The sequence below is a fragment of the Candidatus Amarolinea dominans genome (genome assembly GCF_016704685.1).
In the GTDB taxonomy this organism is placed as follows: domain Bacteria; phylum Chloroflexota; class Anaerolineae; order SSC4; family Amarolineaceae; genus Amarolinea; species Amarolinea dominans.
In genome coordinates, this window is sequence record NZ_JADIZS010000004.1 from 33611 (window position 1) to 59591 (window position 25981).

Genomic DNA, 25981 nt, shown 5'->3' on the forward strand with positions numbered 1-25981 from the left:
TTCGCCAACGCCCAGATCACCAGCGGCCTGGCGAAGGGCGATGTGGTCAGCACGGGAACCGTGGAGACCAAGTAGCGGCGGCCAGAGCGAGGTGAGTCGAGATGGAACCGAATGCGAATGTGATCGAAATCCGTGGCTTGACCCGGGTCTACGGCATGGAAGACGCGATGGTGTATGCGTTGGCCGGCGTGGATCTGCAAGTCAAGCGCGGTGAGTTTGTGGCAATCATGGGGCCGTCCGGGTCGGGCAAGTCCACCCTGATGAACATCCTGGGCTGCCTGGATCGGCCGACGGACGGCGAATATCACCTGGATGGCGAGGATGTCAGCCAACTGGACCGCAACGACCTGGCGATCGTCCGCAACCTGAAAATTGGCTTTGTCTTCCAGTCATATAATTTGCTGCCGCGGTTGAGCGCGGTGAAGAACGTGATGCTGCCGCTGCTTTACAACATCGAAGAGCGCCTGACCGAGGCGGAACGCTACGAGCGCGGCGTCGCTGCGCTGGCAGCGGTGGGGCTGGGCGACCGGCTGCATCACCGGCCCAACCAAATGTCGGGCGGTCAGCAGCAGCGAGTGGCGATCGCGCGGGCGCTCATCAACAAACCGGCGATCATCCTGGCCGACGAGCCGACCGGCAACCTGGACACCAGGTCCAGCGTGGAGATCATGGATCTGTTGAACAAGGTGCATGGCAATGGCGGCACCATCGTCATGGTGACGCACGAGCCGGACATCGCGGGCCATGCGCAGCGCGTGGTCTGCGTGCGCGATGGGAAGATTGTCTCGGACGGCCGCGACGGCGCGGGCCATTGCCTGGAACGGGGAGGGCGTGATGACGCTTAATGAAACACTGCGGGTGGCCTGGGAAGGGCTGAAGCTCAACCGGGTGCGCTCCTTTCTGACAACGTTGGGTGTGATCATCGGCGTGGCGTCGGTCATCATCATGTTGGCGGTCAGTGCGGGGGCCGAGGCGGCCATCGCCGATCAGATCAACGCTCTGGGCGCCAACCTGATCATCGTCAACCCGGTGCGCGGGGTGCCGGGCGCATCGCAGACCCTCACCTACGACGACGCGCTGGCAATCAAGGAGGCGGTGAGCAACAGCGAAGGCGTGTCCGCCGAATTCCAGGTGGTGCAGGATACGAGCACCGCACGCGCCAGGCTGGAAGGGATCACCGTGCTCGGCGTCACAGCCGACTTCCCGATCGTGCGCGATTATGCAGTCGGGGAAGGCCGGTTCTTCACCGCCGACGAGAACGAACGCAAGCTGAAGGTGGTCGTCCTCGGCTATGGCATGGCGCAGGATCTGTTCGGCAGTGACAGCGCCATCGGGCAGGTAGTTACCGTCGGTTCAACCAGGCTGACGGTGGTGGGCGTGATGGAGGAGAAGGGCGTGGTGGCCGATGTGGATTACGACGGCCGGCTGTACATCCCGCTGCAACTGCTATATCAGAAGTTCAGCCCATCCGTCCTCGCCGCGGATCGGGTGCGCACCATCTACATCAAGGCGGAGAGCCAAGAGGCGATGACCAGCGTCACCAACCAGATCAAGGCGCTGCTGGTCGAGCGCCACGATGTGGATCCGGCCAAACCCGACTTCGTCCTGCAAACACAGCAGGACATCATCAGCACGCAGCAGGCCACGACCGAGGCGTTCCGCGATCTGCTGGCGTGGGTGGCGGCGATCTCGCTGCTGGTGGGCGGCATCGGCATCATGAACATCATGCTCGTGTCGGTGACGGAGCGCACGCGTGAGATCGGCCTGCGCCAGGCGTTGGGCGCCCGGCCGCGCGATGTGCTGCTGCAATTCCTGATCGAGGCGGTCACGCTCAGCCTGGTCGGCGGCCTGGCAGGCGTCATTCTGGGGATCGGCGGCGCGGAGCTGTTCGGCCGGCTGGGTGACATGCAGACGCAGATCGTCCCGGTCTCGGTCCCGCTGGCGTTCGGCGCGGCCGCGGCCGTGGGCATCTTCTTCGGCTATTATCCCGCCACGAAGGCGGCGCAACTCGACCCCATCGTGGCGTTGAGGCACGAATGATAGGAGAAAATATGAAACGATTCGTTTTGGTTATCAGCCTGATGACCCTGGCCGCCCTGCTGTTGGCGGCGTGTGGCGGCGCAACGGCGCCGCAGGCGGCCCCGGCGAGCGCCAGCGCACCTTCCGGGGCTGCGACGAGCCTGGACACCAGTTATCCCAACGCGCTGCCCATCCGCAATCAGCTCCTGCTAGGCATGCTGAAACTCGAGGAGAGCGCACATCCGCTCAGCGCGCCGCAAGCGGCCGCGCTGCTGCCCTTGTGGCAGGGCATTCGCGGCACGATGAACAGCGGCGCGGCGGCCCAGGCCGAAACCGATGCGCTGCTCCAGCAGATCGAGGCGGGCCTGAGCGCCGAGCAGCGGGCAGCGATCCGCGGTTGGAAGCTGACCCAGGCTGATCTGCAGGAGTGGGCGCGCAGTCAGGGAATCACAACGGGGAGCGGCGATACGGCCGGCAGCGGCATGGGGTCGGGCGAGCCAGGCGGCGGTCAGGCGCTCTCCGCCGAGGCGCGCGCCACACGGCAAGCCGAACGCGGCGGCAGCGCCGAAAGCGGCGGGTTGAGCAAGGCGTTGGTGGATGCTATGATCAAGTTACTCGAAAGCAAGAAAGCAAACTGAGGCACAAACCATGAAAATCCTGAAGACATTCGTGATCGTACTGAGCCTGGCCGTGATGGTGGCAGGCTGTGGTGGGGCGCCGGCCCCTGCACAGCCGGCAGCGGCGCCTGCGGCGGCGAGCAGCGGCGGCCTGGTTGAGGATTATCCCGACGCGCTGAGCGTTCGGAATCAGTTGGCCTTCGGCACGCTCCGCCTGGAGGGGACGGCCAATGCGGTCACCGCGGCGGAGGCAGCCAAGCTGGCGCCGCTGTGGCAGGCGCTCAAGACACTGGCTGCCAGCTCGACCAGCGCGACCGAAGAGGTGATCGCGGTGCAGAACCAGATCAGCGCAGCCATGACCCCCGCACAGATCAGCGCCATCGCCGGCCTGAAGTTGACCAACGCCATGCTCCAGGCGTACTACGTGGAGATCGGTGTGAGCGTCGCGAGCACACCGGAGCCGGGCGTCACGCCGCAGAGCGGCAGCCTCAAGGATTTGCCGCCCGAACAGCGGGAAGCCGCCAAAGCGACCGCCCAGGCGCAAGGCACGCCGGTGGGCGGCGGCAGCTCCAGCGCCAAGAAGGATGCCCTGCTCGACAATGTCATCCTGTTGCTCACGAACCGGGCGAAGTAGGCAACCACCGCCGCCGTGGGCAGCCCTGATGGACCGTTCCTGGGATGTCACGATGCTCCGGCCGCGTACGGCCGGAGCATCGTTTTTTTTACAACCGTAAAATCTGCTTTGTCACCCTTCACTACCGTACAGAACACCTGTTCATCAATCCACTGCGTTGATCTACCCCGGGGGGGGGGCCGGGGTGGGGCAAGGGCGCCCGGAATGGGCATATCCAGCACGGGAGGGGCCCGGCGCGGATTCGGGCGGGAAAAGACCGGCCCACTCATGAAGGTGAGCATACTGAAAGTAAGCTTCCCGGCCCGCATGAGCAGGCCGGGAAGCCGTGGCTCGCCCTGTAGAATGTCCTCCCTACTCGTAGCGGAGCGCGTCCGCCGGATAGATGCGCGAGGCCTGGATCGCGGGTACGATGGTGGTAAGCAGCGAGAAAAGGTACGCGCCAAGGACGATGATCCCGATCTGGCTCCACGGCACGGCCAGGGTGCGCCCGGCCGTGATGACGCTGAATAGTTGGCCGATGATGGCCTGTCCCAGCAGGATGCCCGCAGCCGTGCCCAGGCCGATGCCCACCAGGGCGATGAAGCTGGCCTCCAGCACAAAGGAGAGCGCGACCATTTCAGGCTGGTAGCCGATGGCCCGCAGCATGCCCACCTGCTGCCGTCGCTCCACCACCGTGCGGGCGCTGATCACGCCCAGGGCGGCGATGCCCACCAGCAGCCCGAGGGCCAGGAAACCCTGGAACAGTTGCAGGATGCCGCGGGTCAATGCCTGGCCCTGGGCGGAGCTGTCCGCGATGACCGTGGCGTCCAGCGCGGAGCTCAGGAAGACCCGCTCCACCTCCTGGGCTACTTCCCGCACGTTCGCGCCCTCGGTCACCTTGATGAAGAAGGCGTCCGGCTTCACGTCCTCGCCGGTGACGGCGGCGATGGCCCGGCTGTTGACGTGGACCGAGCTCATGCTGACCGTGGTGATGTCCGACAGCACGCCGATCACTTGCACCCGGTGGATGCGCACCTGTCCGCCCGACTCATCCCGCAGCTCCAGCCACACCTCCGGCAGATCATCCGCCCGCGTGAAGCCGGTCAGCCGGAATCTGAACTCCCCCTGTGTGGCCGGCGTGTCAGCCTGAGAGCCGGCCTCCTCGGCGAGCCCGCCGAGGGTTGCCATCAAGTCGTTGCCACCGCCGCCTCTGGAGCTTTCGTAGCTGCTGTCGGGATTGGCCACCAGGAACGGGGTGACGATCGCCACGTCGTCCCGCTCCAGCAGCGCCTGCCAGACCGCGGCGTCGTCCTCGAACCCCGCCGCTCGCTGTTGGAAGGTGTAGATCCCCCGGGCCTGGGCCATGAAGCGTTCGTCCATGCCCGTCAGCGTGAGAGAATGCCACTGCCCGGGCGTGCCGGGGCCCGCCTGGCGCACGTCCACCATGGGGTTGACAATGGCCCCCACTGCCGCCACATCGTCGTGGGGAAAGTCCTCCATCCCGGCTAAGTCCGCTTCCAGATCCGTCACCCGGTCAAAGAAGCTGAGCAGGCCAAACGACGTGCTGATCTCAAAGCCGGCGCTGCCCTTGGCGTCCGGCGCGATGACGCTTTCCGTGGCCTGGATCACCACGGCCATGAGCACCACGGTGGTGATGATCATGGCGAACATGACCATGGCCACGCCGGTGCGGAAACGACTGGTCAGTGGATAGGCGATGGCGGTCTTGAGCACCGGTGTCAGCGGGCCGATGCCGCCCAGCACCCGGCTCACCGTCTGCAGCAGGATGTCCGCGCTGAACATGATGACCAGGATGCCGCCCAGGATCAGCGCCGGACCCTTTACCACCAGCGAGAGGACGGTCCATCGGGGATCTTGCTGCAGCAAGCCGAAGCCCCTGCCGGGCGCCAAGGTCTCCCAGGGCAGCCCCCAAATGAGCACCAGACCCAGGCCCATGACGGTATAGACCAGCCGTCGCCTGCGTTCCGTGCGCATGGACGTCGCCGAGAGCGCCCAGCTCACGCTCAGCAGCCCGCCCACCAGCACCATGGAGAGCGCGATCAGCAGTAGAACGCCCGACCCTCCGCCCGCCACGCCGAAGGTGAGCCACACACCCACGGCCACGGTCAGCGGGCCGGTGATCAGCCGCCCGATCAGCTTGCCCGTGCCCCGCTCGCCCCCGTCCGGTTCCGGCGTGTCCAGGATAGCCGAGACGATGTTCAGGCGACTGACCCGCCAGGAGGAGACGGTGACGACGGCAAAGGTCAGGAGCACGCCCAGGGTGTAGGCGATCACCACTGACGTGGGGGCGACGTTGAAGCGGAAGGTGAAGAGGCTGCTGGAAAGTTCGCTGCTGATCTGCTGGGCCGCCGTGTTGAAGATGCCGCCCAGAAAGCCGATCATGGCGTAGGAGATGGCCAGCCCCAGGACGATGCCCAGAGCGGCGGCCACCAGATCGTAGATCATGCCCTCGGAGACGAACATCTGCACCAGGTGGCCCCGCTGCATACCGATGGCTCGGGCCATCCCCATCTCGCTGCGCCTCTCCGCCGCCAACATGACGAAGATCAGGAAGATCAGCAGCACGCCGGCGAAGATGGAGAAGATGCCAAAGATGGTGAAGACCGTGGTAAAGACCGTGCCGCCGATCCCTGCCGCCGCGACCACCGTGTTCTTGCTCAGCACATCCAGCACTTCCAGATCGCTGATCCGGCCCAGGATCTCGTCCAGCTTGTCTCCGGTCTCGCCTGGGAGGGGCAGTCTCCGCAGCCAACTCTGCATGTCCGGCTGGGCCAGGATCACCCGCAGCTCCGGGGAGACGCCAGGTCCCGCCAGTTCCGCGACCAGAAGGGGCGTGCGCTCGGCCAGAGCCACGTTGCCCGTCCCCCCGCCGAAGAAGGCCATGAAGTCGGCCATGTCCTCTTCCTCTCGACTCAGGGTGGACGGGGCGGAGCCGTCCGCGCCGGCCGCGATGGCAGCCAGCACGTCCGGTTCCCGGAGCAGGGCGACCAACTCTGTTAGGGCGGCCTCGTTCAGGGCCAATGCTCGCAGTTGCCGGGCCGCGGCCGCCGTGTTCGCCATGCCCGTGTAGGCATCCCCGGTGTTGGAGACGAGCACATTGTTCACCCGCCCCGGCATGAAGAGCAGTTCCTGGGCTTCATCCAGCCGCAGCATGACCACCGGCTTGAGCGCACCCAAGGGGCCGGCCTGCTCCACAACGGCTCGCACCCGGAAGGGCACGGGGATGGGGCCGATAAAGACGTCCAGCACATCTCCCGGCTTAGCGTTGAGCTGCTCCGCGCCCAGTCGGTTGAGGTAAACATCCCCCTGGCGCAGTTCCAGCCCCACCTGCTCCAGGACGCGGTCAATCTCCATGCCCAGGGTGTTCAGGTTCACCGCGCTGAGGATCGCGTCCGTGTTCAAGCCCAACGCCGCTCCCGCCGCGGCCAGGTCGAGATTGCCCCCCGACAAGGCCCTGCCCAGGGCGGCGATATCCGGCTGGCCTGTGTCCGGCGCCGAGGGCCCAGGGTCTCAGTCAAGGGCAGAGTGGGTCCGGGGGGGGCGGCTCGGCTGTGGGTCGCTACCGGGCGAGTTCATTCAGCAGTCCCTGACCCTGGGTGATCAGCGCGCCGGCCTGGGCCACGCCGGCGGCCACGCTTTCCACGTTGATGCCGATGCTGTCCGCCCAGCGAAAGAGGTTGCTGGCCTGGGCAAAGATGTTCCCCACGCCCGTGCGCAGGTCCTCCATCTGCACCGGCTCCCCATCCACCGTCGTGAGACCGAACTGCTCGTCGTATTCGTTGTTCACGGCCACGATGAAACCCAGCGGGATGCCCTGGCCGCTTGTCCGGTCACGGATAATGGTCGGGAAGGCGATGGAGGGCGCCAGCCCATCCACCACGGCGGCGGTGGCCGGGTCTGCCTGGGCCTGATCCCGGAGTTGGGCGTAGCGCGCCTTCGCTGATGCCCGGCAACCCCTTCTGGAGCAAGCCCAGGATGCTGAGCAGGTCCCCCTCCAGCAAGCCGGACAGCTCGGAGCCGGCCAGGGCGTCGGTTGGATTATCCCCCTCCGCGGCATTCGTGGCGAGTCCGGCCAGCACTGAGAGCAAGGGCGGCGAGATCACCTGATCGATGGTGCCGTAAGCGGTGATGGCGTGGCGGCGCACCGAGTAGCTGAGCGTGTCGCCGATACTGAGCGCGCTGACGATGATGATGGTGCTCAACGTCAGACCCAGGATGATGAGGGCCGACTGGGAGCGTCGACGGGGAATGTTGCGCACACCCAGTTTGGCAATGGTGCGGTTGCGCAGCCCCATCACGACCAGATAGAGCAGGACCAGCGCCACGGCGACAAGGAGTCCGATGGCCCATGTTTGGGCCGAGCCTGATCCAAGTTGAGGTGCCATGGTTGCCCCTATTCCCCTGCCGCCACGGCGCCGGACGTCCCGGTGCGGGGATCGGCACCTCCATCTACCCCATCGGGCCGATCGCCTGCGGTGATGCCGATTGGGGGCGCCTCATCGCGCACATCTGCCACGATCTCGCCATCCTGCATGCGGATGACGCGGTCGCACAGGTCACCGATTTTGGGGTCATGGGTGACGATCACGAAGGTTTGACCCTGTTCCCGGTTCAAGTCGCGCATGAGCGTGAGCACATCCGCGGCCGACTTGGTGTCCAGGTTGCCGGTAGGCTCGTCGGCCCAGACGATCGCGGGTTGGCTGGCCAGCGCCCGCGCAATGGTCACCCGTTGGCGCTCGCCGCCGGAGAGTTCCGCCGGGCGATGCTCCGCGCGATCGGCCAGTCCCACTTGGGTCAGGCCACGCAGGGCACGTTGCCGGGCCTCCCGCGGGCGGACGCCGCTGAGCAAGAGGGGAAGTTCGACGTTCTCCACCGCCGTGATGACGGGGAGCAGGTTGAAGGTTTGGAACACGAAGCCCATGCGTCTGGCCCGATAGCTGGTGCGCGCCCGGTCGCTCATCGCCCGCAGGGAGGTGCCTTCGATTTCTACCTCTCCCTCATCGAAGCTGTCCAGGCCGGAAAGGCAGTTGATCAATGTCGTCTTGCCGCACCCCGATGGCCCCATCACGGCCACCATCTCGCCGGCCGCGATGGACAGATCCACGCCGCGCAGGGCATGCACCTCGATCTTGCCGTTGCGGAAGGTTTTGTGTATGTTTCGAGCCAGGATGATTGGTTCCGGGGCCCCCCCTTCGCCCCCCCCCCCCCCCCCCGCGGGGGAACGGGGGAGCGTTTGTTTCCGGGGGGGGGGGTCCCCCCCCCCCCCCCCCGCGCCCCCCCCCCCCCCCCCCCCCCCCCCCCCGCGCGCCCCCCCCCCCGCCCCCCCGAATCTCCCCCCCCCCCCCCCCCCGGCCCCCCCGGCCCCCCCCGCCCCCCTTTCCCCTGGGCCCGTTTCCCGCCCCCCCCCCCCCCCCGCGCCCCCGGGGGTCGCCCCCCGGGGCCCGCCCCCCCCCCCCCCCCCCCCCGGCCCCCCCCCCGCCCGGCCCCGGCCCCCCCCCCCCCCCCCCCCCCCCCCCCCCCCCCCCGCTCCCCCCCGCCCGCGCCCCACCCCCCCCCCCCCCCCCCCCGGCCCCCCCGATTCCCCCCCGGGGCCCCCCGGGCCCCCCCCCCCCCCGCCGGTTCTGGTTGCCGCCCTGAGGCATTTCCTCCTGGGCCACCGCTTGCTGTTGGAGTTGCCTCAACGGTCATGGCAGGTGTCGGGCCGCACTCTCCCCGGAAATAGGCCCACTCGTCACAGGCGCTGCCATCCGGAAAAACACAGATCCCGGATTGACTGCCATCGGCAGCAGTGCGAATTTCGAGTTTATTGCCACCCTGCGTGCAATAGACCGAGGCAGGATTGGGCATACCCGCCTGAGGCATGTCTGTCGCCGCAGGTTCAGGCGCCACCTGAGTCGGGGGCGCCGCCGTGCAGGCTGCCAGTGCTGTCAGAATGAGTATGAATGTAACGATCCTTTTCATTTTTTCCTTCCTTTCTGTTATTCCAGTCCTGCCGGTCTGCGCCACTTGCTCAATGCACAAGTAGAATATCTGCAATACGGTGTTAGTGTATAGACACTTTGGTGTTGATTGGAGGTGTTGTCTTGGATTAGCCCAAGGGGAGAACCCAACATGATGACATCAGTCTGGAGGGATAGAGGGGCTTCTTGTCTAGTCCTTGGCCGTGGCCCAAGTGCCCAAGTGTTTTGGGTTTTCTGACGCACTACGTTTATGATATAATACTTGGAGCGTATAGCGAAGGAAATTCCCGTATGCTCAGCATTTGGGACGCCGAATTCCAGTCCGTGCATATCGCTCTATAGTTGTAAACCGGCGGAGATCATCTGTCCATACGATGTTGGGCGGGAGGGCAACAATCCGCTTTTTGCGCCCCACCGGGGGATTAGGTGGAATGGTTTCCGCATAATAACAAGTTGAACTAAGCGCTTTGCGCAGGTAGTCATCCCGACGTTTCGTGCGCAAAGGGTTTCCATATTCTCCTCGCCAGTTTTTGCTTCTGCGAACGATCTCCATTTTCATCTTCGTGTAAATGAGCTATGCTTTCTGTGCGGGTAACAGCCCGTAAACAAGCACAGGAGGGATGGCGATGGGTGAGTTACGCCAACGGATGTTGGAAGAGATGCAGTTGCGCGGCATGTCGGTGCGGACGCAGGAGACGTACCTGCATGCGGTGACGCAGCTGGTGCGGCGCGTGGGTAAGGCGCCGGATCAGATTACGGTGGAGGAGTTGCGGTCGTATTTTCTGTACCTGACGAACGAGAAGAAGGCCGCGCGCGCCAGCGTGACGATTGCGCTGTGCGGGATCAAGTTCTTGTATGAGCAAGTGCTGCACCAGGCGTGGCAGCGGTTTGGGTTAGTGCGGCCGCAGAAAGAGCACAAGCTGCCCGTGGTGTTGAGTGTGGAGGAGGTGCGGCGGGCACTGGCGGTGGTGGAGCGGGCACCTTATCGAGTCTACTTAAGCACGCTGTACGCCTGTGGGTTGCGGTTGCAGGAGGGACTGCACCTGCAAGTCAGGGATATTGACAGCGGTCGTATGCAAGTTCACGTGCGGGGCGGCAAAGGGAGCAAGGATCGGTATGTGCCGCTGCCGGAACGCACGTTGGCGATGTTACGCCAGCACTGGTTGACGCACCGCGATCCAGTTTGGCTATTTCCGGCGCGCGGCGGGTACATTCTTGGCGAGAGCGCGGCGCGGCAACCGTTGTGTGATAGTACGGTGCAGCGGGCGTGGCAGGCTGCGATGAAGGCAAGTGGACTGCACAAGCATGCCACGGTGCATACGCTGCGCCATTCATGGGCGACGCATCTGCTGGAGGAAGGTGTGAGCCTGCGCCTGATCCAGATCTGGCTGGGCCACAGTTCGCTCAAGACCACGGCCATCTACACCCATCTGACGACGAAAACTGAGATCGCGGCCACGACTGTCATCAATCACTTAATGGCCGATTTGCCATGAGCGAACTGGCCGACATCTTTCGTCAGTTCGGCCCCGCCTACCGAGACAAATACAGCCAGCACATGTTGCCCAGCCACTTGGCGGTGATGCGGGCGATTGAGGCGTGCCGGACGGAGGCGTTGGGCGGGCAGGTGTACCATTGTGCTACGTGCGATGAGACATGGTACTGCTATCACTCGTGCAAGAATCGTCATTGCCCCAAGTGCCAGCAACAGGCGGGCCAGGTTTGGTTGGAACAACAACAGAGCCTGCTCCTACCTGTGCCCTACTTCCTGGTGACCTTCACGTTGCCGGCATCGCTGCGGGACCTGGCGCGGCGCAAGCAGGAGTTGGTGTACAACCTGTTCTTTCGCGCCTCGGCCGCAGCTTTGCAGGAACTGGCCGCCGATCCACGCTTTGTAGGCGGGCAGATTGGTTGCATGGGGGTGCTGCAAACCTGGACACGCGATTTGCGCTATCATCCTCACATCCACTACTTGGTGCCAGGCGGTGGATTGGCCGCCGATGGGCAACGCTGGCTGGCATCAGATCGGAAGTTCCTGGTACGGGTAGAACCGCTGGGGCGTCTATTTCGGGGCAAGATGCGAGCCGGACTACGCAAGGCTGGTCTGCTTGACCAGGTTCCGCCGGCGGCCTGGCGCCAAGACTGGGTGGTGGACTGCCGTTCGGTGGGGCGAGGGCAGACGGCGCTCAAGTATCTGGCGCCATACATCTTCCGTGTGGCGCTGAGCAATAAGCGCATTGTCAAAGTGGAGGATGGCAAGGTGACGTTCACTTATCGGGAAGGCGACACAGGGCGCCGGCGCATCAGTACCGTGACGGCTGAGGAGTTCATTCGACGTTTCCTGCAACACGTTCTGCCCAAGGGCTTCGTGAAAGTGCGCTACTACGGTCTCCTGGCGCCAGGGAATCGCCATCGGTTGCGGCAGGTGCAGGCGCTGTTGGGGGCGCAGGCTCAGCCAGGGTTGTCGTCAGCGACTTCAGAACAGAGCGCGGAGCAGATCGCCCAAGACCACACCGTGCTTTGTCCACGCTGCGGTCAGCCCATGCAGGTTGTGCAGAGCATCCGTCCAACCGCCCAGCGACCGGCCATGCCCGTGCCAGCAAGCGCCAGGCCCGCGCAGAGCTCCTCACCCTAACCGTACAACAGCGCCTGGTTGCGCAAACGCAGCGTTGATGTATGTGGTGGCCTGCATGTGCGAGCGCCTGCGCTGGTGCATCTTGTTCGACGCGCCCATCAGGCGCACCTATGCGCTCGCCGAGGCCGACACCTAGGCTGCTGGTGCTCGCAACCGGCCCTGCCAGATTGTCAAAGTTGCCAAGAAAGGGGCTTGATATTTCTCTCGCTGTGGTGTAGAATCGTGTCAGGCGTGTTTGCCGCTTCGTTGTGCATCGGGTAGGCACGCAAGTCGGCTCTCAAATTCCATATCCCACGTTTTCCGGACGGCTCAGTTCAACTCAGGTTATGCGGCGGCTCAACCGTTACGGAAAGCGCGATGCTGTCTTATTGGCCACCGCATAACCCATATTCCGTTAGGCCATCCCATGCGACACTGTGGTCAATCACCAGGATGACGAGCGGCTCGCCATTAAAGCTCACGCTAAACTCTGTGAGGTAATCGAGTTGTGATGCTACGCTCCAAACTTGAGACCTTCCGCACCAGCTATGATTGGGAGACCACCCAGAATCGATACTTCCGGGATCTGGCTTTTTTAGATGTTGCTGAGTCACTCCCGAATCTTGGCCGCCAGCGAGAAATCTCCGAGAAAGAAGCCAAGTCGGGCACTTATTGCTCTAAAGCGTATTTTGATGCACAAGGAAGACTGCTCAGACTTGACCAGGTAGGTTCTGGAACGATCCCTAGCGAGGTATACGTCGAATACACGGACGGGGTTCCAATACGAGCCGCGAAATTTCGACTTGGTATTGGTTTTTACGGGAAGTTTGTTTCGGAGAGTCCAGAAATATCTGACGAGTGGACATACAAGTACGACGAAAACGGTTGTTTGACTGAGTTGATTTGGCATTCATTCCCCAGTCTGAATTTCAAGTACGGATACCACTACAACGAGAGTTTTACTCATGAGTATTTTGAGTATGATGCGGAGGGATTGCTGCGTATCTCACAACAGCACAAAGGGCTAACCGTAGACGGTCGCCCCTTTTGCCTTGACAAAGTAGTGACCTACGACCGCATAAGACGAAAACTTCTATCGAGGCACACAGTTTCCAAAACCGCTTGGGTTCCCATATTGAAACAGAGGAAGAATCAAATTCCGTTCGTTTTTGGCGGGTCTCCACGCTGGTTGGGTGTAGAATCGCCTACTTGTTGTCGATGCGGCCAATTGCTTACTTTTATTTGTGAGGTAAGACTTGATCAACCACTCAAAAATCGCTCCTTGTTGACCACAGCACCCATTTTCTATTGTTTCGACTGTTTGGAAGGGACTACCAGTACCAAGTTCCAGACAGATGTTGATAACTCGGAAGCTGCAAACAGGGCCGACGGCGTCTTTTCAGAAATACATCTGCGATTAGGCAAGTCCACTGATTCAAATCCAGAAACGGAAATGCTCATAAAGCTGGGAGGACTTCCCGACTGGATACAAGATGAGGAATACCCGAAATGTGCAGAATGCGGACAGGTGATGATGTTTGTCTGCCAAATCAATTCAGATGAGAGCATTGCTGGCAGCAATCGGGTGCTAATGTTTGGAGACATGGGCAAACTATACACGTTTGTCTGTTGTCATACGGTAACTTCTGTGATGCAATGTTATTGACAATCATCCCGGTTGACGGTTTCTTACGACGGTAGTCGGGCAGTTCCGTTCGCCATTATGGGTGACGGGTCTCGTTTTAGTGGGGGGCGGGGGCAGGGGTGGGGCCTAACCCTGCGTCCACCTGACTCGCCACCGTGGCGAGGTTGGGGGTACCCCGGTCACGGGGGGGGGGGGGGGGAGGGGAGCTGTTACCGGGTGGCCCCCAAAAAGGCACGGGGCAAAAGGAAGCCAATTGCGCCATGGAAAGTAAGTCGCTGAACCAAGGCCTGGGCGCCGCGAAGGCGGCCAAGCAGGACGAGTTCTACACCCAGTATGTAGACATCCAGAAAGAGGTCGAGGCCTACCTGGAGTTCGACCCCGACACCTTCCGCGGCAAGGTCGTCTACTGCAACTGCGACGACCCCTTCGAGAGCAACTTCTTCAAGTACTTCGCCGCCAACTTCAACAAGCTCGGCCTCAAAAAGCTCATCACCACCAGCTACGACGGCTCCCCCATCGCCGGCCAGCTCACCTTATTCCCGGAATACAACGAGGGGAATGGCAAGCGCCAGAAGCCCAAGGCGCTCGCCGTCATCCTCGACCAGGTGAAAGACGAGGACGGCGACGGCGCTGCGAACGTGACCGACGTCGAGCTTTTCCTCAAGCGCAACAAGGCCGCCCGGATAGCGTTGAAAGGCAATGACAAGTACCCCGGCGGCGACTTCCGCAGCCCCGAGTGCGTCGCGCTCCTGAAAGAGGCGGACATCGTGGTCACCAACCCGCCCTTCTCCCTCTTCCGTGAGTACGTCGCCCAACTCGTGGAGCACGGGAAGAAGTTTCTGATCATCGGTAACAAGAACGCGATCACCTACAAGGAGACCTTCCCGCTCATCAAGGACAACAAGTTGTGGCTGGGCGTGATCAACGGCGGCGATGGTGGCCCAGTTCAGCATTCACTACGACATCAAGGTCCGAGTCGCGGACGAAGATCGTGAACGGCATAAAGGACTCGTCAGTTTCGGAAGCGTCGGCTGGTTCACAAACCTGGACCATGGCCGCCGCCACCAGAAGCTGCCCCTCATGACCATGACGGACAACTTGAAGTTCAGCAAGCACAAGGAGATCCAAGGGAAGGCGGCCTACGACCGGTACGACAACTACGACGCGATCGAAGTGCCGTTCACCGACGCGATCCCCAGCGATTACGACGGAATGATGGGCGTCCCCATCACCTTCCTCGACAAGTACAACCCCGAACAGTTCGAGATTCTGGGCTACGAGCAGTGACACTGGATGGCGTACGAGATGCTCCCAAGTCGCAGGCGGGAAAGCAATTCGGCAAGCTGAACGCGCGGGTTATCCGAATCGGCCCACGACGAAACCTATACAGTGGCGGCGAGTTACGCAGCAACAGCGAATCTTCATCCGCCACCGCCGCACCCGGCCCGCAGGAGGGACGAATAAGTGAAGACCACCCTGAGAACCGACATCACCGTCGCCGACATCTGCGCCGGGTTTGTGTACAACCAGTTGGAGGGCAAGGGGCTGTTCGGGCTGGGCGGAAAGCTCACCATCCAGCCGGAGTACCAGCGCAACTACATCTATGCGGACGGCGGCGGCAAAAAGGAGCAGGCGGTCATCCATTCGCTGCTCAAGGGGTATCCGCTGGGACTGATCTATTTCAACACCGTCGCGAGGACAAGTTCGAGGTGCTGGACGGCCAGCAACGGATCACCAGTATCGGACGGTTCGTTACCAACAAGTTCGCGATCATGGATAACGGCAATCCAAAGAACTTCGACAGCCTGCCCGCCGACCAACAAGCCAAGATTCGAGACTCGAAATTGCTGATCTACGAGTGCGAGGGCACGGAGAGCGAGATCAAGCAGTGGTTTGAGACGATCAACATCGCCGGGGTGCCGCTCAATCCCCAGGAGCTTTTGAACGCCATCTACTCAGGGCCGTTCGTGACGCTGGCGAAGGCCGAGTTCAGCAACAGCCAGAACGCGAACATCCAGAAGTGGAGCGCGTACGTCAAGGGCAGCGCAAACCGGCAGGAGTTCCTGGAGCGGGCGCTGGACTGGGTGAGCAAGGGCGATATCGGCGGCTACATGAGCGCGCATCGCCACGACCACAACATCAATGAGCTGAAGACCTACTTCAACAGCGTGATCGACTGGGTTTCAACCGTGTTTATCGACGTTCTCCCGGAAATGAAGGGTTAGAGTGGGGCAGGCTGTACGAGGCGTACCACGGCAAGTCCTACGATCCGAAGAAGCTGTCCGGCGAAGTGAAAAGGCTCGCCGCCGATTCGTATGTGACGAGTCGCAAAGGCATCTTTGAGTATCTCTTGGGCGGTTCGGTAGACAAGAAGTTGTTGGCGGTTCGGGTGTTCGATGACAAGGTAAAGCAAGTCGCATACGCTCAGCAGACGCAAGCGGCCCAGGCCAAGGGCGAGTCCAACTGTCCGCTCTGCGCGCTTGGGGACACCACGAACAAGAGCAGAATCTATAAGTTCAACGAAATGGACGCCGACCACGTTTCCGCGTGGAGCAAAGGCGGCGAAAGTTCGGCCATGAACTGCCAGATGCTCTGCATTACCCACAATCGGGCCAAAGGTAATCGATAATTTGGACGTGCCGCGTTAGGCGGCGTCTGTAGCGGAAAAAACAGTGTTGGTTGTATAAAAGACGCGGCCATTCGCAACCACAGGTGAAGTCGGTTCTTCATTCTCGCTTGTCCGGTGTTGTAAGGATTATAGCGAGACACCCAATTGGGATCGAGCGTCAAAGCCCCCTGCTCGATTCGTAAACGGAAGGTATCCGTGTGTTGAGAAGGGATGCCCGGTAACCGGGTTGGGTGTTCGCATTTCCCGGGTTGGTGATGGCGGGATGACCGACATCCTGTGTGGAGATGATGATTTGGCCGGCAGCATGGTCTGGCGTGGTAAGCCATCTCGCCAGCCAAAGGCTGCCGGTCAGCAGCACACCAGAAACAAGCACCCAGAAGGCAAACCGCCAGTGCGATGCGACCGCTTCTTTTTCTTTCATCATTCATTGTCCTGTGCTTGTGGATTGCGTTTTGCCCGGGTTCGATTCGCATCCTCGATCACGGTTTGGCCAACCAGACCGATCACACCGGCAATGATGCCCAAACCGATCAAGACGTAGAACGTTGTGAAGATCTTTGTAAGTGGGGTTGTGGGACTAAAATCGCCATAGCCAATCGTGGTGAGGGTGATGGCCGTGAAATAGTAGGCATCCACCCAGGTAGTGATGGTAGGCTCGAACTGATGATAGAACCATGTCCCAGAAAGAATGGTGATAAAGGCGATCAGAAGCAGGCCGCGCGTCCCTTCTTTACGCCACAAGGCGGCCGCGATCCGAAAGAAAAATCTCCCAATGGCGAATAACCCTACGATAGGCATGGCGTCTCCAATCAATCCTCTGCTGCTGCAAATTCGGCGCTATGGGGCGCGGACTTTGGTCGGTGCGCTGAAGTTCATCTGCCGTTTCGCTGGCTTGGTCCTGGTTGTTGATGATCGTGCGGCGGAGGGCTCCCTCAGCGCCGTTGCTCTGCAGAAAGAGTAGGCCCGATGGCAAGAACGGGAACGAGGACAACTGCGCCGCCGATAATGAGGTTTCGTTTATTCATGATATTTTCCTTATCGAGGTTCCTAGGGCGCGGCCCGATCAACCCGCATGGGGTTATCCAACGCAATGATCACCGGCTCCATATCTGCCGGGCCGGGGGCGGTGTAACGAACACCTTCAAACGGCTCCGGTCCAGGTCCACCGGGGACATAGAATGCACGATAGCCGCCTTCCAAGGAAGGGATCTCTACAAACGTGATATTCCGGGCCGCTTCTTCATCGCCTACAAGAATGATGTCAATGTAATTATCGCGGTCTTCCGAATAGCAGCCGTCGTAGTAGATGCCTGCCTCTGGATTCTCTTTGCCCAGGTCTGATAAACCGACAACGCGCAAGGTCACCCGCCACAGAATACTCCACACCGACTTTTCAAGGAGAATCGTTTCACCATCTGCCCCTTTAACGTAGATACGGAAGAAATCTTCGTACATGTCGGGGGTTACTCCGGTGACGCCGTCGGGCGAAAACCCGCCGGTCGTCAGAATACGAATGCGGAAATCACCTTCATCGTAGAGGGCAAATTCATCATTGGGCAGTAAGCCACTGCCGCTGTCCAATAACGGAACACCCCCTTCTCCCGGCGCTACTGAGCCTACATAATTGAGCTTGGCACCCACAAGAAAGGGCCCTCTGTCGTAGGCCGTCGTGTCCGTTGCCCAGGTGAGACCGACGGCGTTGAACTCCTGACCGCCCGGTCCGATCAGCAGCAGCGGGGTTTCATCCGCCACAATTTCTAGCTGGACGGGAAAGATCACGTCAGCCTCGCTGCGCTTGCCACGATTGCCAAAATCGCCGAAGACCACAACTACGTTCCGCTCATTTAGTTCCCAATTGGGCACCATCCCTGCGGAGTGGGGGAAGACGACCTCCCCCGTGTTGAGCGTGAATTTAAAATCGGTCACGTCAACCGTTTCGGAGGCAACCGGCCAACTGAAGACAATTGGCAAACCATCATCGTAATCGGCGTAGCCTTTGTAGTACCGTTCGACGATATTCGAGAGGGTCGTGCTGGTGCGGTGTCCAAGACTGGGCGCTTCGCCATTGGCGCAGGTCAGTGATCCATACCAACTGCCACCCGCGGCGCGCACCGTCTCTTCGGTCAATTCAGGTAAGCCAATGATGTTATCGGAAACCCATGCCTGCGCTAAGGATCATCGGCTCATCACGCCAGTAGTCGGCTCCTTCCAGAGCACCATCGTGGAGTTGATTCAAAATGATTGGCAGGGTAGCTGGTGGCCCGCTCAGCGTAATGATACCGACGCCAACCAGCGCGGCAACGAGCGCCATCCACCAGCGATAGTAGAAGTTACGGGCAACACCCTTTGCAAGGATCACTTGTGTCCAGCGGAGCAGCAAAAAGAGGGTGAACCCAATGAATACCAGCATGGGAATACCAAATCCATGCGCTGCCGCATGAAGCGCATTGACAACGATGACAACGACGGCTGCACCGCCTAGAATATGGGGCGCATACGGATTGGCAATTCCTAGCAACACCATGAGCGCCGCCGCGATGCCAACGATGTTACCAGTAATGCGTAATGGTTCGGCCATGTTTAGGGCTACATGTGACCACGATGTCGATCAGATTCCATACAATGAGCAACGTGGGTAACCATTGAATCTTTCTGTTTTCCATTTTCGTTTTTTCTCCTTGGTTTCTTCAATTGAGCAGGTAAATGTTGCGCTGTTTCTGGATAAAGTCTTGTTCATGAGATTATCCCTTCTTGTGAGCTTGCTTGAATCACTGGCCTGAGCATAGCAGGATGCGCATTTGCGGAATAGTGGGCTGTGTCAGGAAGCCGTGTGAGCAGGTTCATGGCGCCATGTGAGCCGACTCACGGATGCCTATGAGTGGTCGGGGTGGTCTCAGTCCCCCGCTTCCGCTATACTCAGGATGTGAAGACTGCCAAACCGTGGTATACTGGCCGCATGGCCGAATCTATTGCTTCCATCCTGGACGATCTGCGACACTCAGAGACCACCAGCCTGGAACCGGGCTTGCTGTCGGTGTTCCGAATAGTGACCGGCATGCAGCTAATCCTGATGTTGCTGGGGTTCATTGGCATGATCCTGGGGAGAGACTCCCTGCCCATTCCGGTGTTGGGCACAGGACTTGTGTGGCTGAGCATCCTCTTGCTTTACTTGAACTGGCCGGGGCTACAGGATCGGATGGGCCGTTGGTTTCTGCCGCTGGCGTTGATCGTCAGCGGCTTCATGCCGGCGGTCGACCGCCCTGGGTATATCTGCAGTCCATCGCCGATAACGGCAACATCCTCCTGTCATTCGACCGGGTCGAGGATAGCGCCTGGCGCCTGCTGTTCTTTGTGCTCTTCCCCCTGGTGCTGATCGCCTGGCAGTATGGCATGGCCCACGCCCTTCTTTACTCCATCGGGATCACCGCACTCAGCGTCGCTATGAACGCATGGGTCATCGGTTGGGCCTCCCCAACCGCCGTTGGTGCGGTCCCGCTGGCCGTCGGCGGGAGCATAACGTTGGCCCTGGTGGGCTATGTGGTGGCGCGATTGGTCACGGCCCAGCGAGAACAGCGGGGAAACTGGCCGAGGCCAATGAAAAGCTGGCCAACTATGCGGCGACGATGGACCAACTGGCAACCAGCAGAGCGCAACCGGTTGGCGCGAGCTGCACGATACCTCTCCCACACCCCTCAGTTCCCTGGCCGTGCAACTGGAGGCGGTGGACAGCGTTTGGACCGAGGCGCCGGACCGGGCCCACTCGCTGTTGATCAAGTCCATTGCCAACACTGGGCGGCCTGGCGGAGACCGTCAGAGCGCTTCACGCCTTGCGCTTCGCCGCTGGAAGACTTGGGGCTGGGATTGGCCCTGCGCAACCTGGCCGAATCCGCGGCCAAGCGGGCCGGACTCGCGCTTACGGCGGACCTTCCCAAACAGATAAGGGCCTCTCGCCCGAAGCGGAGCAGTGCATCTTCCGGGTTGCCCAGGAAGCGCCCGAAAACGTATGAGACCACGCATGCCCAGGGGATCCAGGTAGCGTTGTGCCAGCAGACTGCTGGCAATGGCAGTTGGTGGTTGAGGATAGCGGGCGGGGCTTTGATGCCTCCAAAGTGATGGAAGAGGGATACTATGGGCTGAAAGGGCTGCGGGAGCGAGCGGCTATGTTGGATGGACGTCTGGAAATCGACAGCCAGCCGGCATCAAGTACACGAATCCGTCTGATTCTGTGAAATGCCCTGGGTATTGAGCTTTCGTCCGTGGGCGGGCCAACCGGAGGCACGACATTCGACCAAACGAACCCGACTCCGGGAGTGTTCTAGGCATAGGAGTTAGAATGATTCGCATCGTGTTGTGCGATGACCAGGATATCGTCACCGAAGGGATGCAGGTGATCCTGAGCACGGTGAGGAGTTTCCGAGGTGATAGGGGTGGCCCATGATGGGGCCAGGGCCGTGGATTTGGTGGCGGAACTGAATCCAGATCTGGTGCTGATGGACCCGCGCATGCCCATCATGAACGGCATCAGGCCACCCGGAGAAATCCACCGGACCTACCCGGCGGTCAAAGTGCTGATCCTGACCACCTATGACGATGACGTCTGGGTTTTCGATGCCATCGAGCCGGCGCAGCCGGGTGTTTGCTCAAGAAGGATACGCCTGGGGAGCAACTGATTGCGGCCATTCGCGGCACCGTGAGCGGGGATACGCATGTGGACCCTAAGGTAGCCGGCAAAACTGTTCGGGCAGATCGCCCGTTCCGCTTCCGGGCCTATGGGGACACCACCTTTGGGGAAGATCTCAGCGACCAGGGCGAGAAGTGTTGAAATTGATCGCCAAGGCTTATATCCAATGCAGACATTGCCGACGCTCTGTATCTCTCCAAAGGGACGGTTCAGGAACTACGTATCCAGTATCTTCATGAAACTGGAAGTCACTGACCGCCCTCAGGCCGCGGTGCTGGCCCTGAAGCACGGACTGGGCCAGGCTTGGGGATAATAATCCTGGCGACCTCTCTGTTCTCATACCCCAACAACAGGCTCAGCTTTCACGGGCGGGCGACGGCTTCGCTACATCGCCGCACACCTTGCACAGGCGTGGTGGATTCGCCCGTTCCTATGCCAGACCGGAATCACGGGCGCAAGGCCGCCTGCGCCCGGTCGGCCACTTGCAGCTTGTTGAGGATGTTGGAGACGTGGTTGCGCACCGTCTTGACGCTGATGGTCAGTGCCGAGGCGATGTCGGCGTTGGTGTTGCCACAGGCGATCAGGTGGATGCTGCGTACCACAAGGGTGATCTGCGCCGCCACGGGGTCGAGTTCGTGTCAGCGACCCAGAAGGTGCCCGAGAATTTCGCCGTCCTGTACGAGGCGGTGCTCGACACCGTCGCCCGTATTCAGATCGACCAGATGGCGATTGACGTGAGACGTGGCCTGCGCGCCCACCTGGTGGGAGGCTTTGCGCCCTCGGGCACGGCGCCCACAGGCTACATCACACGCAGAAGGTCTTTGCCCAGGGGCAAGATGCCCGCACCAGCCAGAACCAGTGGCAGCCAGATCAGCCAGGACCAACCGAACGCAACCACGAAAAACTGATAGGGGAATCTTGCTTGTCTTGCCATTTCCTCTAAATCCTAACCGGGGGTGGCTAAAGCTTCGATAATTTTCGCGCAGCCGCCCTGGCGCAGCAAACCGCTGGGTCGGCGACATCCGCAAACTTGCGCCCAACGATGCTGGCGCACTCGAACTCATAATCGGCGCTCGCCAGGCGGCAGTATGACTTATACTGCGCCTTCGCCGGTACCCACCTGTCACACCGGCAGCCAGGCAGACCAGCATCGCCACAAGTCCACCCAGCCAAATCCGCCCCACGCCAGGAGCACCGGCGTTAGCAGCAGCTCTGGCACGGCTCCCACAAGCAGACTGCTAACCAGTTGTCTTTGCTCGCTCCCTTTCACCTAACCCAAGCACGCCACACCACCAGCAGGCCAACAACGACGATCAGCCCCACTTGCGGTAACCAACTGCCTGCATACAGGGTGGCTATCTTCTGGCTGATTTGTTGGCTGATAGCGGCTGGCCTTGCTTCTGGGTCCTTTCAAGGCCAGGAAGGCAACGACAAACGCGGGAAGCATATAGAGTGCAAAACCGAGGTGAACCAAGCCGGTAGTCCATTCAGCCTGCCTTGCCGCGAAAGGTGTTCATTCTGATCTTCTCCTTTTGTGTTTCTATGTTCTGTTCTGGATTCGGTTCTTAGGTACGCCACTTGCCTGAGACCGCCGACAACATCAGCCACGGTTCGATGACGATGTTTATCAGTACGTGGGCAAATATGCAGGGTCCCAGATTGCGTCCGCCCGCGAGATAGATGATAGCCAGGGAGATCCCTAGAATTGACGTTGACATGATCGCCGGAAGCGTAGCCTTGAAGTCGCGCTTTGCGAGTAGTGTCCAACTGGCATGTGCCAAACCAAATGCGACCCCGGAAATAACGACCTGGAGGATGGGATTGAATCCACCCGACATGAAATTATCCATGATCCAACGTCGAAAGAAGACCTCCTCGACGATGCCGCCGACCACTGCAGAGAGAATCCCCAGGAGTTTGAACAGCGAGACTTCGCGCTGCATACTTGCAATGAAAGGGATGGCTCTCATCGTGTATAACGCATATACGATTCCGACAATGGTAGCGAGAATCCACGCTATCGGAGGAGCCATTGTTCCTCTCGCAAAGCCGAGATTTTGGAACATGGGGATTGGATACCCTGCCAGGACCATCGCCAGCGGGCTGAACATAGTTAATGTTGCCCCACCCAAGACCCACGCAGTTTTGCTTCGATCAGTCATGGTTTTTCCCTCTCACTTCCTTCCGGTCTGCGCCACTTGCTCAATGCACAAGTAGAATATCTGCAATACGGTGTTAGTGTACAGACACTTTGGTGTTGGTCGGAGGTGTTGTCTTGCGCCGTTCGTGTGCAAGCGGTGATTAGATCGTGTTATGTTAGATCCTGAAACATTTCAATACCAAAAATCCCGCTGTGCAGCTTACCTCTGCCAGGATGCTGCGTATCCAAAGCGGGCCAGCACATCGGCTGCCTGGCGCTTCCACTCGTCAATGAGCAAGCTCATCAGCCCTTGTAATTCGTCCGGAGTCCGGCCTAGCACGATTGACAGCGCCTCGTAGATGCGCCGTGGAAAGTCTGCCGCCGAGGGGGGACGCCAGCCCAACTGACACTTGAAATCAATGGACTGGGCCCAGAATGCCTGGCTGAACCTGAGCAGATCGGCATTGGTGAGGTGGATGCCGTAGCGACTCAAGAGACGCACCAGCAGATCGTCTTCGCGCAATGCCTGGCCCTTGCCATCCTGGCTGAATATGATAAAGGTGAAAGCGCAATGAGAAAAAGCGTTGCATAGCAGCCAAAAGAACTCCCGCTGGAGCATGCTTTCGACAACCTGCTCAAAAAAAGTTCGCAGAGTCTCCCCGTCGGAACCAGGCGGAGGCAACGCGCCAGCGATTTTGTAGGTCTGACCGGAGTAATGACTAAAGAAGCGGGAGAAAGGCATCATAAAAGTCCACAGGGCGTTGCAGTGACCGGCATTTCCCAACGTTTGTTTTCCGCAGGTAAAGACAATATCCTGCATTTCAGGATACCGGTCGCCCAACCCCTGGGGCCCGTCTCCCACTGCCCGCAACGCTGGAAACCGGACCGCTTTGGGAGAACGGAGGAGCGCTACTGCCTGCACCGCTGCTTCCAGGCGCTGCTGCGAGTTGCGGAGCGAACTTGTCGAAGGAGCGCCAAAGCTGGCGCCATTGGAGATGCAGTCCGGCACGTCGTCTGTGGGGATGATCCCTCGTTCGACCCCTTCGAAAAGCGCCGACAATCCCACGCCAGTGTCAATGACGTCCAATCCCATCTGCTCGATAGGCTGCATCAGGCGCGCGTCCACATCGGCGATCAGGTCAAGTCGGGACTCAACGGTGTCCTCAGCCGGGATCAAGCCCAGCATGGCGTCTATGGCATAGGCAGGTTCAAAGTCATCCAGGAACAGGTCAGCGCCATCGGGGGCATAATCGGCGGGGAGCGAGTGATAGTGACGGCAATGCACCTGACACCAATGGCAGCCGGTCTGCCCTGCGCGGGTTGCACTGAGCATGTGCGCAGCGCCCGCATCGGCCATCGCGTAGCCGAGGGCCTGCGCGTTCCAGGCGGGGAGCGTGTTCTTTCCCGCCGGGCGGGCCCCGGTTTCGTATAGCTTGATAATCGTCCCGCCGGTTCTACTGGATAACCGGTGGCAGTACTGGTCAATGAGGGGGGTGATCTCGCGATTCGGGTTGCGGGCAAATCTGCACCGGCGTCTCCAAAGAACTCGAACGGCCCCAACGACTCCCCACGCAGAACCATCGCTGCGGCAAAGCGAGCAAACACCGCACCTGCGCCGCCTCGCCCAGCATGATAGAGACCCTCAGCAGCCAGATTGGCCGACCGATAACCCAGGTGCGCACCGTCTCCGAGCGTGAGGACACTGCCAGATTGGGCATCGCCGTTCAACTCTTTCTCGACCAGCCAGTAGAACGCGCTGCGCTGACCAGTCGGCAGACCATCTGGGGCTTTGAATTCCAGCGTCAGCGACGGCGCACGGCCACTCATGATGACGATTGGCAGGTTGGGAGATGGGAAATGGGGAGATTGGAAAGCAATGGCATCGAGGCCGAGGTTGAATAGCTGCGCCGCCACGCGTCCGCCGAAGTAACTGTAGTGTGGAAGACCAGTCAGGGGGGAAACGTAGCCAACCGTTGCCTTGTTGCCGGTGAGGAAAGGCGTGGGGCCTCGCGCGACGATCAAGGCGCCCGGATCGCGGCGGAGGAGATACTGGCACAGTGGCTCACCGCTGAGCACGAGATACTCCTCGCGCAGGTCTTTTCCAACGACTCTACCGCAAGTGTTTCCAACTGCCAGCGCTGGACGGCTGGTTCGATCAGCAGAATCTGTCTCTCCATTGCTTTCTCTCTGCCTCCTGTAGATCCGTCACTTGGCCTCATCGCGGCCCTCCTGAAGTTGCCTGACCAGATTCAACAGCGGAATGACGGTGGGCGAACAGTTCTGGCCGTGAGAATTGGAAACCGTTGCTGCTCGAAGTACACGACGTCAGACAGTCACTACAAACCGTACATTCGCCCGGATCGCTTACGAAACCTCGCCGTGGATCAAACGCGTTCATCGGGCAGGCGCCCACACAGACCGAACAATGGTTACAGCGAACGCGCACGATTCGGCGCATGGGGGCGATCTTCGATAACAGCGCCACTGCCCCTCCCAAAGGACACAGATAGCGGCACCAGAAAAGGTCGGTGATGAGATTCAGCCCCACGCTGGCAGCCAACACAAGGATGATGACGATGCCGCTCGCAGCCGGGTTCTTGCCCATCCAATCTGCCGCAGGGCGCACAAGGCCCAGCAGCGCCGCTGCCAGGATCAGGGACAGCAGGACGTACTTGACCGTCCGCCAGCGGTTCGACAGACGCACTCCCCGTTCTGTGACTCCCTTGAAACGCGTCCAATAGAGGACTGTGCCCCAGCGGGCACACCCAGCCGCACCACACACGCCCAAGAACCAGCGTCAGAATCGCGGTCGTCAGTGTCATTATTAGCAGCGGTACCCAGCTCCCCGGAACCCGTCCGAACAAGGCCTTGACCAGCAGAAAGGCAAAGACCAGCAGAAAGACAATCTGAACGATTTGACGCAACCGCCGCAGTTTAGATGGATCGCGTCGTTTTTTGATCATATCTATTCTCCATATCCCCTTGCAGCCTGTCGGAGAGGCACCCTGGAGTCAAGGCTTCAGCCGGTTCTAGCTGGAAATC

Annotated in this window: 24 protein-coding genes and 1 pseudogene; 13 read left to right on the forward strand and 12 right to left on the reverse strand. The window is 60.6% G+C overall.

The window, feature by feature from the left end; translation table 11 throughout:
* Positions 1 to 101: 101 nt before the first annotated feature.
* Genes IPF85_RS03295 through IPF85_RS03310 form a run of 4 tightly spaced genes read left to right on the forward strand, consistent with a single transcriptional unit; the run spans position 102 to position 3270 of the window.
* Positions 102 to 845 carry an ABC transporter ATP-binding protein gene (locus tag IPF85_RS03295; protein ID WP_343406640.1) on the forward strand — a complete coding sequence of 248 codons (744 nt, stop codon included), beginning with the start codon at positions 102 to 104 and terminating at the stop codon, positions 843 to 845.
* Positions 835 to 2040, forward strand: coding sequence for an ABC transporter permease (locus IPF85_RS03300; protein ID WP_343406641.1), 1206 nt, complete (start codon positions 835 to 837; stop codon positions 2038 to 2040). The genes IPF85_RS03295 and IPF85_RS03300 overlap by 11 nt, the downstream gene beginning before the upstream one ends.
* An 11-nt stretch (positions 2041 to 2051) precedes the next feature.
* Positions 2052 to 2657, forward strand: a complete 606-nt coding sequence (locus IPF85_RS03305) for a hypothetical protein (RefSeq protein ID WP_343406642.1) — start codon at positions 2052 to 2054, stop codon at positions 2655 to 2657.
* 10 nt (positions 2658 to 2667) lie between these two features.
* The gene (locus IPF85_RS03310; protein ID WP_343406643.1) at positions 2668 to 3270 is read left to right on the forward strand and encodes a hypothetical protein; all 603 of its coding nucleotides are present in this window, start codon (positions 2668 to 2670) and stop codon (positions 3268 to 3270) included.
* Positions 3271 to 3621: 351 nt separating this feature from the next.
* Here the strand turns inward: IPF85_RS03310 and IPF85_RS03315 are convergent, their stop codons facing one another.
* The 4 genes from IPF85_RS03315 to IPF85_RS03330 all read right to left on the reverse strand — a co-directional run bounded on the left by IPF85_RS03315 (position 3622) and on the right by IPF85_RS03330 (position 8392).
* Complete coding sequence (locus tag IPF85_RS03315; RefSeq protein WP_343406644.1) at positions 3622 to 6720, reverse strand: FtsX-like permease family protein; 3099 nt, start codon at positions 6718 to 6720, stop codon at positions 3622 to 3624.
* 109 nt (positions 6721 to 6829) lie between these two features.
* Positions 6830 to 7150 carry a hypothetical protein gene (locus IPF85_RS03320; protein ID WP_343406645.1) on the reverse strand — a complete coding sequence of 107 codons (321 nt, stop codon included), beginning with the start codon at positions 7148 to 7150 and terminating at the stop codon, positions 6830 to 6832.
* Complete coding sequence (locus IPF85_RS03325; RefSeq protein ID WP_343406646.1) at positions 7101 to 7655, reverse strand: hypothetical protein; 555 nt, start codon at positions 7653 to 7655, stop codon at positions 7101 to 7103. The genes IPF85_RS03320 and IPF85_RS03325 overlap by 50 nt, the downstream gene beginning before the upstream one ends.
* An 8-nt stretch (positions 7656 to 7663) precedes the next feature.
* Positions 7664 to 8392 carry an ABC transporter ATP-binding protein gene (locus IPF85_RS03330; protein WP_343406647.1) on the reverse strand — a complete coding sequence of 243 codons (729 nt, stop codon included), beginning with the start codon at positions 8390 to 8392 and terminating at the stop codon, positions 7664 to 7666.
* A 1464-nt stretch (positions 8393 to 9856) separates the two neighbouring features.
* Between IPF85_RS03330 and IPF85_RS03335 the strand changes: the two genes are divergently transcribed.
* The 6 genes and pseudogenes from IPF85_RS03335 (at position 9857) to IPF85_RS03360 (ending at position 16118) form a co-directional block, all read left to right on the forward strand.
* The gene (locus IPF85_RS03335; protein ID WP_343406648.1) at positions 9857 to 10726 is read left to right on the forward strand and encodes a site-specific integrase; all 870 of its coding nucleotides are present in this window, start codon (positions 9857 to 9859) and stop codon (positions 10724 to 10726) included.
* Complete coding sequence (locus tag IPF85_RS03340) at positions 10723 to 11865, forward strand: IS91 family transposase (RefSeq protein WP_343406649.1); 1143 nt, start codon at positions 10723 to 10725, stop codon at positions 11863 to 11865. Before IPF85_RS03335 ends, IPF85_RS03340 begins: the two co-directional genes overlap by 4 nt.
* 487 nt (positions 11866 to 12352) lie before the next feature.
* Positions 12353 to 13510 (forward strand): hypothetical protein, encoded by a 1158-nt coding sequence (locus IPF85_RS03345; RefSeq protein WP_343406650.1) that lies wholly within the window; start codon positions 12353 to 12355, stop codon positions 13508 to 13510.
* A 239-nt stretch (positions 13511 to 13749) separates the two neighbouring features.
* Positions 13750 to 14484 (forward strand): adenine-specific methyltransferase EcoRI family protein, encoded by a 735-nt coding sequence (locus IPF85_RS03350; RefSeq protein ID WP_343406651.1) that lies wholly within the window; start codon positions 13750 to 13752, stop codon positions 14482 to 14484.
* Positions 14423 to 14776, forward strand: coding sequence for an adenine-specific methyltransferase EcoRI family protein (locus IPF85_RS03355; protein ID WP_343406652.1), 354 nt, complete (start codon positions 14423 to 14425; stop codon positions 14774 to 14776). The genes IPF85_RS03350 and IPF85_RS03355 overlap by 62 nt, the downstream gene beginning before the upstream one ends.
* 177 nt (positions 14777 to 14953) lie before the next feature.
* Positions 14954 to 16118 (forward strand): annotated as a pseudogene (locus IPF85_RS03360) (DUF262 domain-containing protein).
* A 157-nt stretch (positions 16119 to 16275) separates the two neighbouring features.
* Here IPF85_RS03360 and IPF85_RS03365 read toward each other — a convergent pair.
* From IPF85_RS03365 to IPF85_RS03380, 4 genes are all read right to left on the reverse strand, one after another.
* On the reverse strand, positions 16276 to 16542 hold the full coding sequence (locus IPF85_RS03365; RefSeq protein ID WP_343406653.1) for a hypothetical protein: 267 nt from the start codon (positions 16540 to 16542) through the stop codon (positions 16276 to 16278).
* Positions 16539 to 16916, reverse strand: a complete 378-nt coding sequence (locus IPF85_RS03370) for a potassium channel family protein (protein WP_343406654.1) — start codon at positions 16914 to 16916, stop codon at positions 16539 to 16541. Before IPF85_RS03370 ends, IPF85_RS03365 begins: the two co-directional genes overlap by 4 nt.
* 249 nt (positions 16917 to 17165) lie before the next feature.
* Entirely contained in the window at positions 17166 to 18245 is a 1080-nt protein-coding gene (locus IPF85_RS03375; protein WP_343406655.1) for a phospholipase, read from the reverse strand.
* 19 nt (positions 18246 to 18264) lie between these two features.
* The gene (locus IPF85_RS03380) at positions 18265 to 18696 is read right to left on the reverse strand and encodes a hypothetical protein (RefSeq protein ID WP_343406656.1); all 432 of its coding nucleotides are present in this window, start codon (positions 18694 to 18696) and stop codon (positions 18265 to 18267) included.
* A 1840-nt stretch (positions 18697 to 20536) separates the two neighbouring features.
* Between IPF85_RS03380 and IPF85_RS03385 the strand changes: the two genes are divergently transcribed.
* Positions 20537 to 20788 (forward strand): response regulator transcription factor, encoded by a 252-nt coding sequence (locus IPF85_RS03385; protein WP_343406657.1) that lies wholly within the window; start codon positions 20537 to 20539, stop codon positions 20786 to 20788.
* A gap of 457 nt (positions 20789 to 21245) precedes the next feature.
* On the opposite strand, the gene IPF85_RS03390 is transcribed toward IPF85_RS03385, so the two are convergent.
* Entirely contained in the window at positions 21246 to 21401 is a 156-nt protein-coding gene (locus IPF85_RS03390) for a LuxR C-terminal-related transcriptional regulator (RefSeq protein ID WP_343406658.1), read from the reverse strand.
* Here IPF85_RS03390 and IPF85_RS03395 point away from each other — a divergent pair.
* A complete protein-coding gene (locus IPF85_RS03395) occupies positions 21384 to 21707 on the forward strand; it encodes a hypothetical protein (protein WP_343406659.1) in 324 nt (107 codons plus the stop codon). The two genes, IPF85_RS03390 and IPF85_RS03395, sit on opposite strands and share 18 nt — an antisense overlap.
* Positions 21708 to 22364: 657 nt before the next feature.
* Here IPF85_RS03395 and IPF85_RS03400 read toward each other — a convergent pair.
* Together IPF85_RS03400 and IPF85_RS03405 are read right to left on the reverse strand one after the other, a co-directional pair.
* The gene (locus IPF85_RS03400; RefSeq protein ID WP_343406660.1) at positions 22365 to 22961 is read right to left on the reverse strand and encodes a CPBP family intramembrane glutamic endopeptidase; all 597 of its coding nucleotides are present in this window, start codon (positions 22959 to 22961) and stop codon (positions 22365 to 22367) included.
* A gap of 198 nt (positions 22962 to 23159) precedes the next feature.
* A complete protein-coding gene (locus IPF85_RS03405; protein WP_343406825.1) occupies positions 23160 to 24437 on the reverse strand; it encodes an aldehyde ferredoxin oxidoreductase C-terminal domain-containing protein in 1278 nt (425 codons plus the stop codon).
* Positions 24438 to 24568: 131 nt separating this feature from the next.
* On the opposite strand from IPF85_RS03405, the gene IPF85_RS03410 reads away from it, so the two are divergent.
* Positions 24569 to 24841, forward strand: a complete 273-nt coding sequence (locus IPF85_RS03410; RefSeq protein WP_343406661.1) for a hypothetical protein — start codon at positions 24569 to 24571, stop codon at positions 24839 to 24841.
* A gap of 313 nt (positions 24842 to 25154) precedes the next feature.
* Here the strand turns inward: IPF85_RS03410 and IPF85_RS03415 are convergent, their stop codons facing one another.
* Positions 25155 to 25643: a hypothetical protein gene (locus IPF85_RS03415; RefSeq protein ID WP_343406662.1), complete on the reverse strand. Its 489-nt coding sequence runs from the start codon at positions 25641 to 25643 to the stop codon at positions 25155 to 25157.
* Positions 25644 to 25981 lie beyond the last annotated feature (338 nt).

Coding starts and splice junctions, on each gene's coding strand:
- IPF85_RS03400 (WP_343406660.1), bottom strand. CDS start 22,961: ATGACTGATCGAAGCAAAACTGCGTGGGTCTTGGGTGGGGCAACATTA.
- IPF85_RS03365 (WP_343406653.1), bottom strand. CDS start 16,542: ATGATGAAAGAAAAAGAAGCGGTCGCATCGCACTGGCGGTTTGCCTTC.
- IPF85_RS03325 (WP_343406646.1), bottom strand. CDS start 7,655: ATGGCACCTCAACTTGGATCAGGCTCGGCCCAAACATGGGCCATCGGA.
- IPF85_RS03340 (WP_343406649.1), top strand. CDS start 10,723: ATGAGCGAACTGGCCGACATCTTTCGTCAGTTCGGCCCCGCCTACCGA.
- IPF85_RS03295 (WP_343406640.1), top strand. CDS start 102: ATGGAACCGAATGCGAATGTGATCGAAATCCGTGGCTTGACCCGGGTC.
- IPF85_RS03355 (WP_343406652.1), top strand. CDS start 14,423: ATGGTGGCCCAGTTCAGCATTCACTACGACATCAAGGTCCGAGTCGCG.
- IPF85_RS03350 (WP_343406651.1), top strand. CDS start 13,750: ATGGAAAGTAAGTCGCTGAACCAAGGCCTGGGCGCCGCGAAGGCGGCC.
- IPF85_RS03380 (WP_343406656.1), bottom strand. CDS start 18,696: ATGGCCGAACCATTACGCATTACTGGTAACATCGTTGGCATCGCGGCG.
- IPF85_RS03310 (WP_343406643.1), top strand. CDS start 2,668: ATGAAAATCCTGAAGACATTCGTGATCGTACTGAGCCTGGCCGTGATG.
- IPF85_RS03300 (WP_343406641.1), top strand. CDS start 835: ATGACGCTTAATGAAACACTGCGGGTGGCCTGGGAAGGGCTGAAGCTC.
- IPF85_RS03335 (WP_343406648.1), top strand. CDS start 9,857: ATGGGTGAGTTACGCCAACGGATGTTGGAAGAGATGCAGTTGCGCGGC.
- IPF85_RS03305 (WP_343406642.1), top strand. CDS start 2,052: ATGAAACGATTCGTTTTGGTTATCAGCCTGATGACCCTGGCCGCCCTG.
- IPF85_RS03370 (WP_343406654.1), bottom strand. CDS start 16,916: ATGCCTATCGTAGGGTTATTCGCCATTGGGAGATTTTTCTTTCGGATC.
- IPF85_RS03410 (WP_343406661.1), top strand. CDS start 24,569: ATGATAGAGACCCTCAGCAGCCAGATTGGCCGACCGATAACCCAGGTG.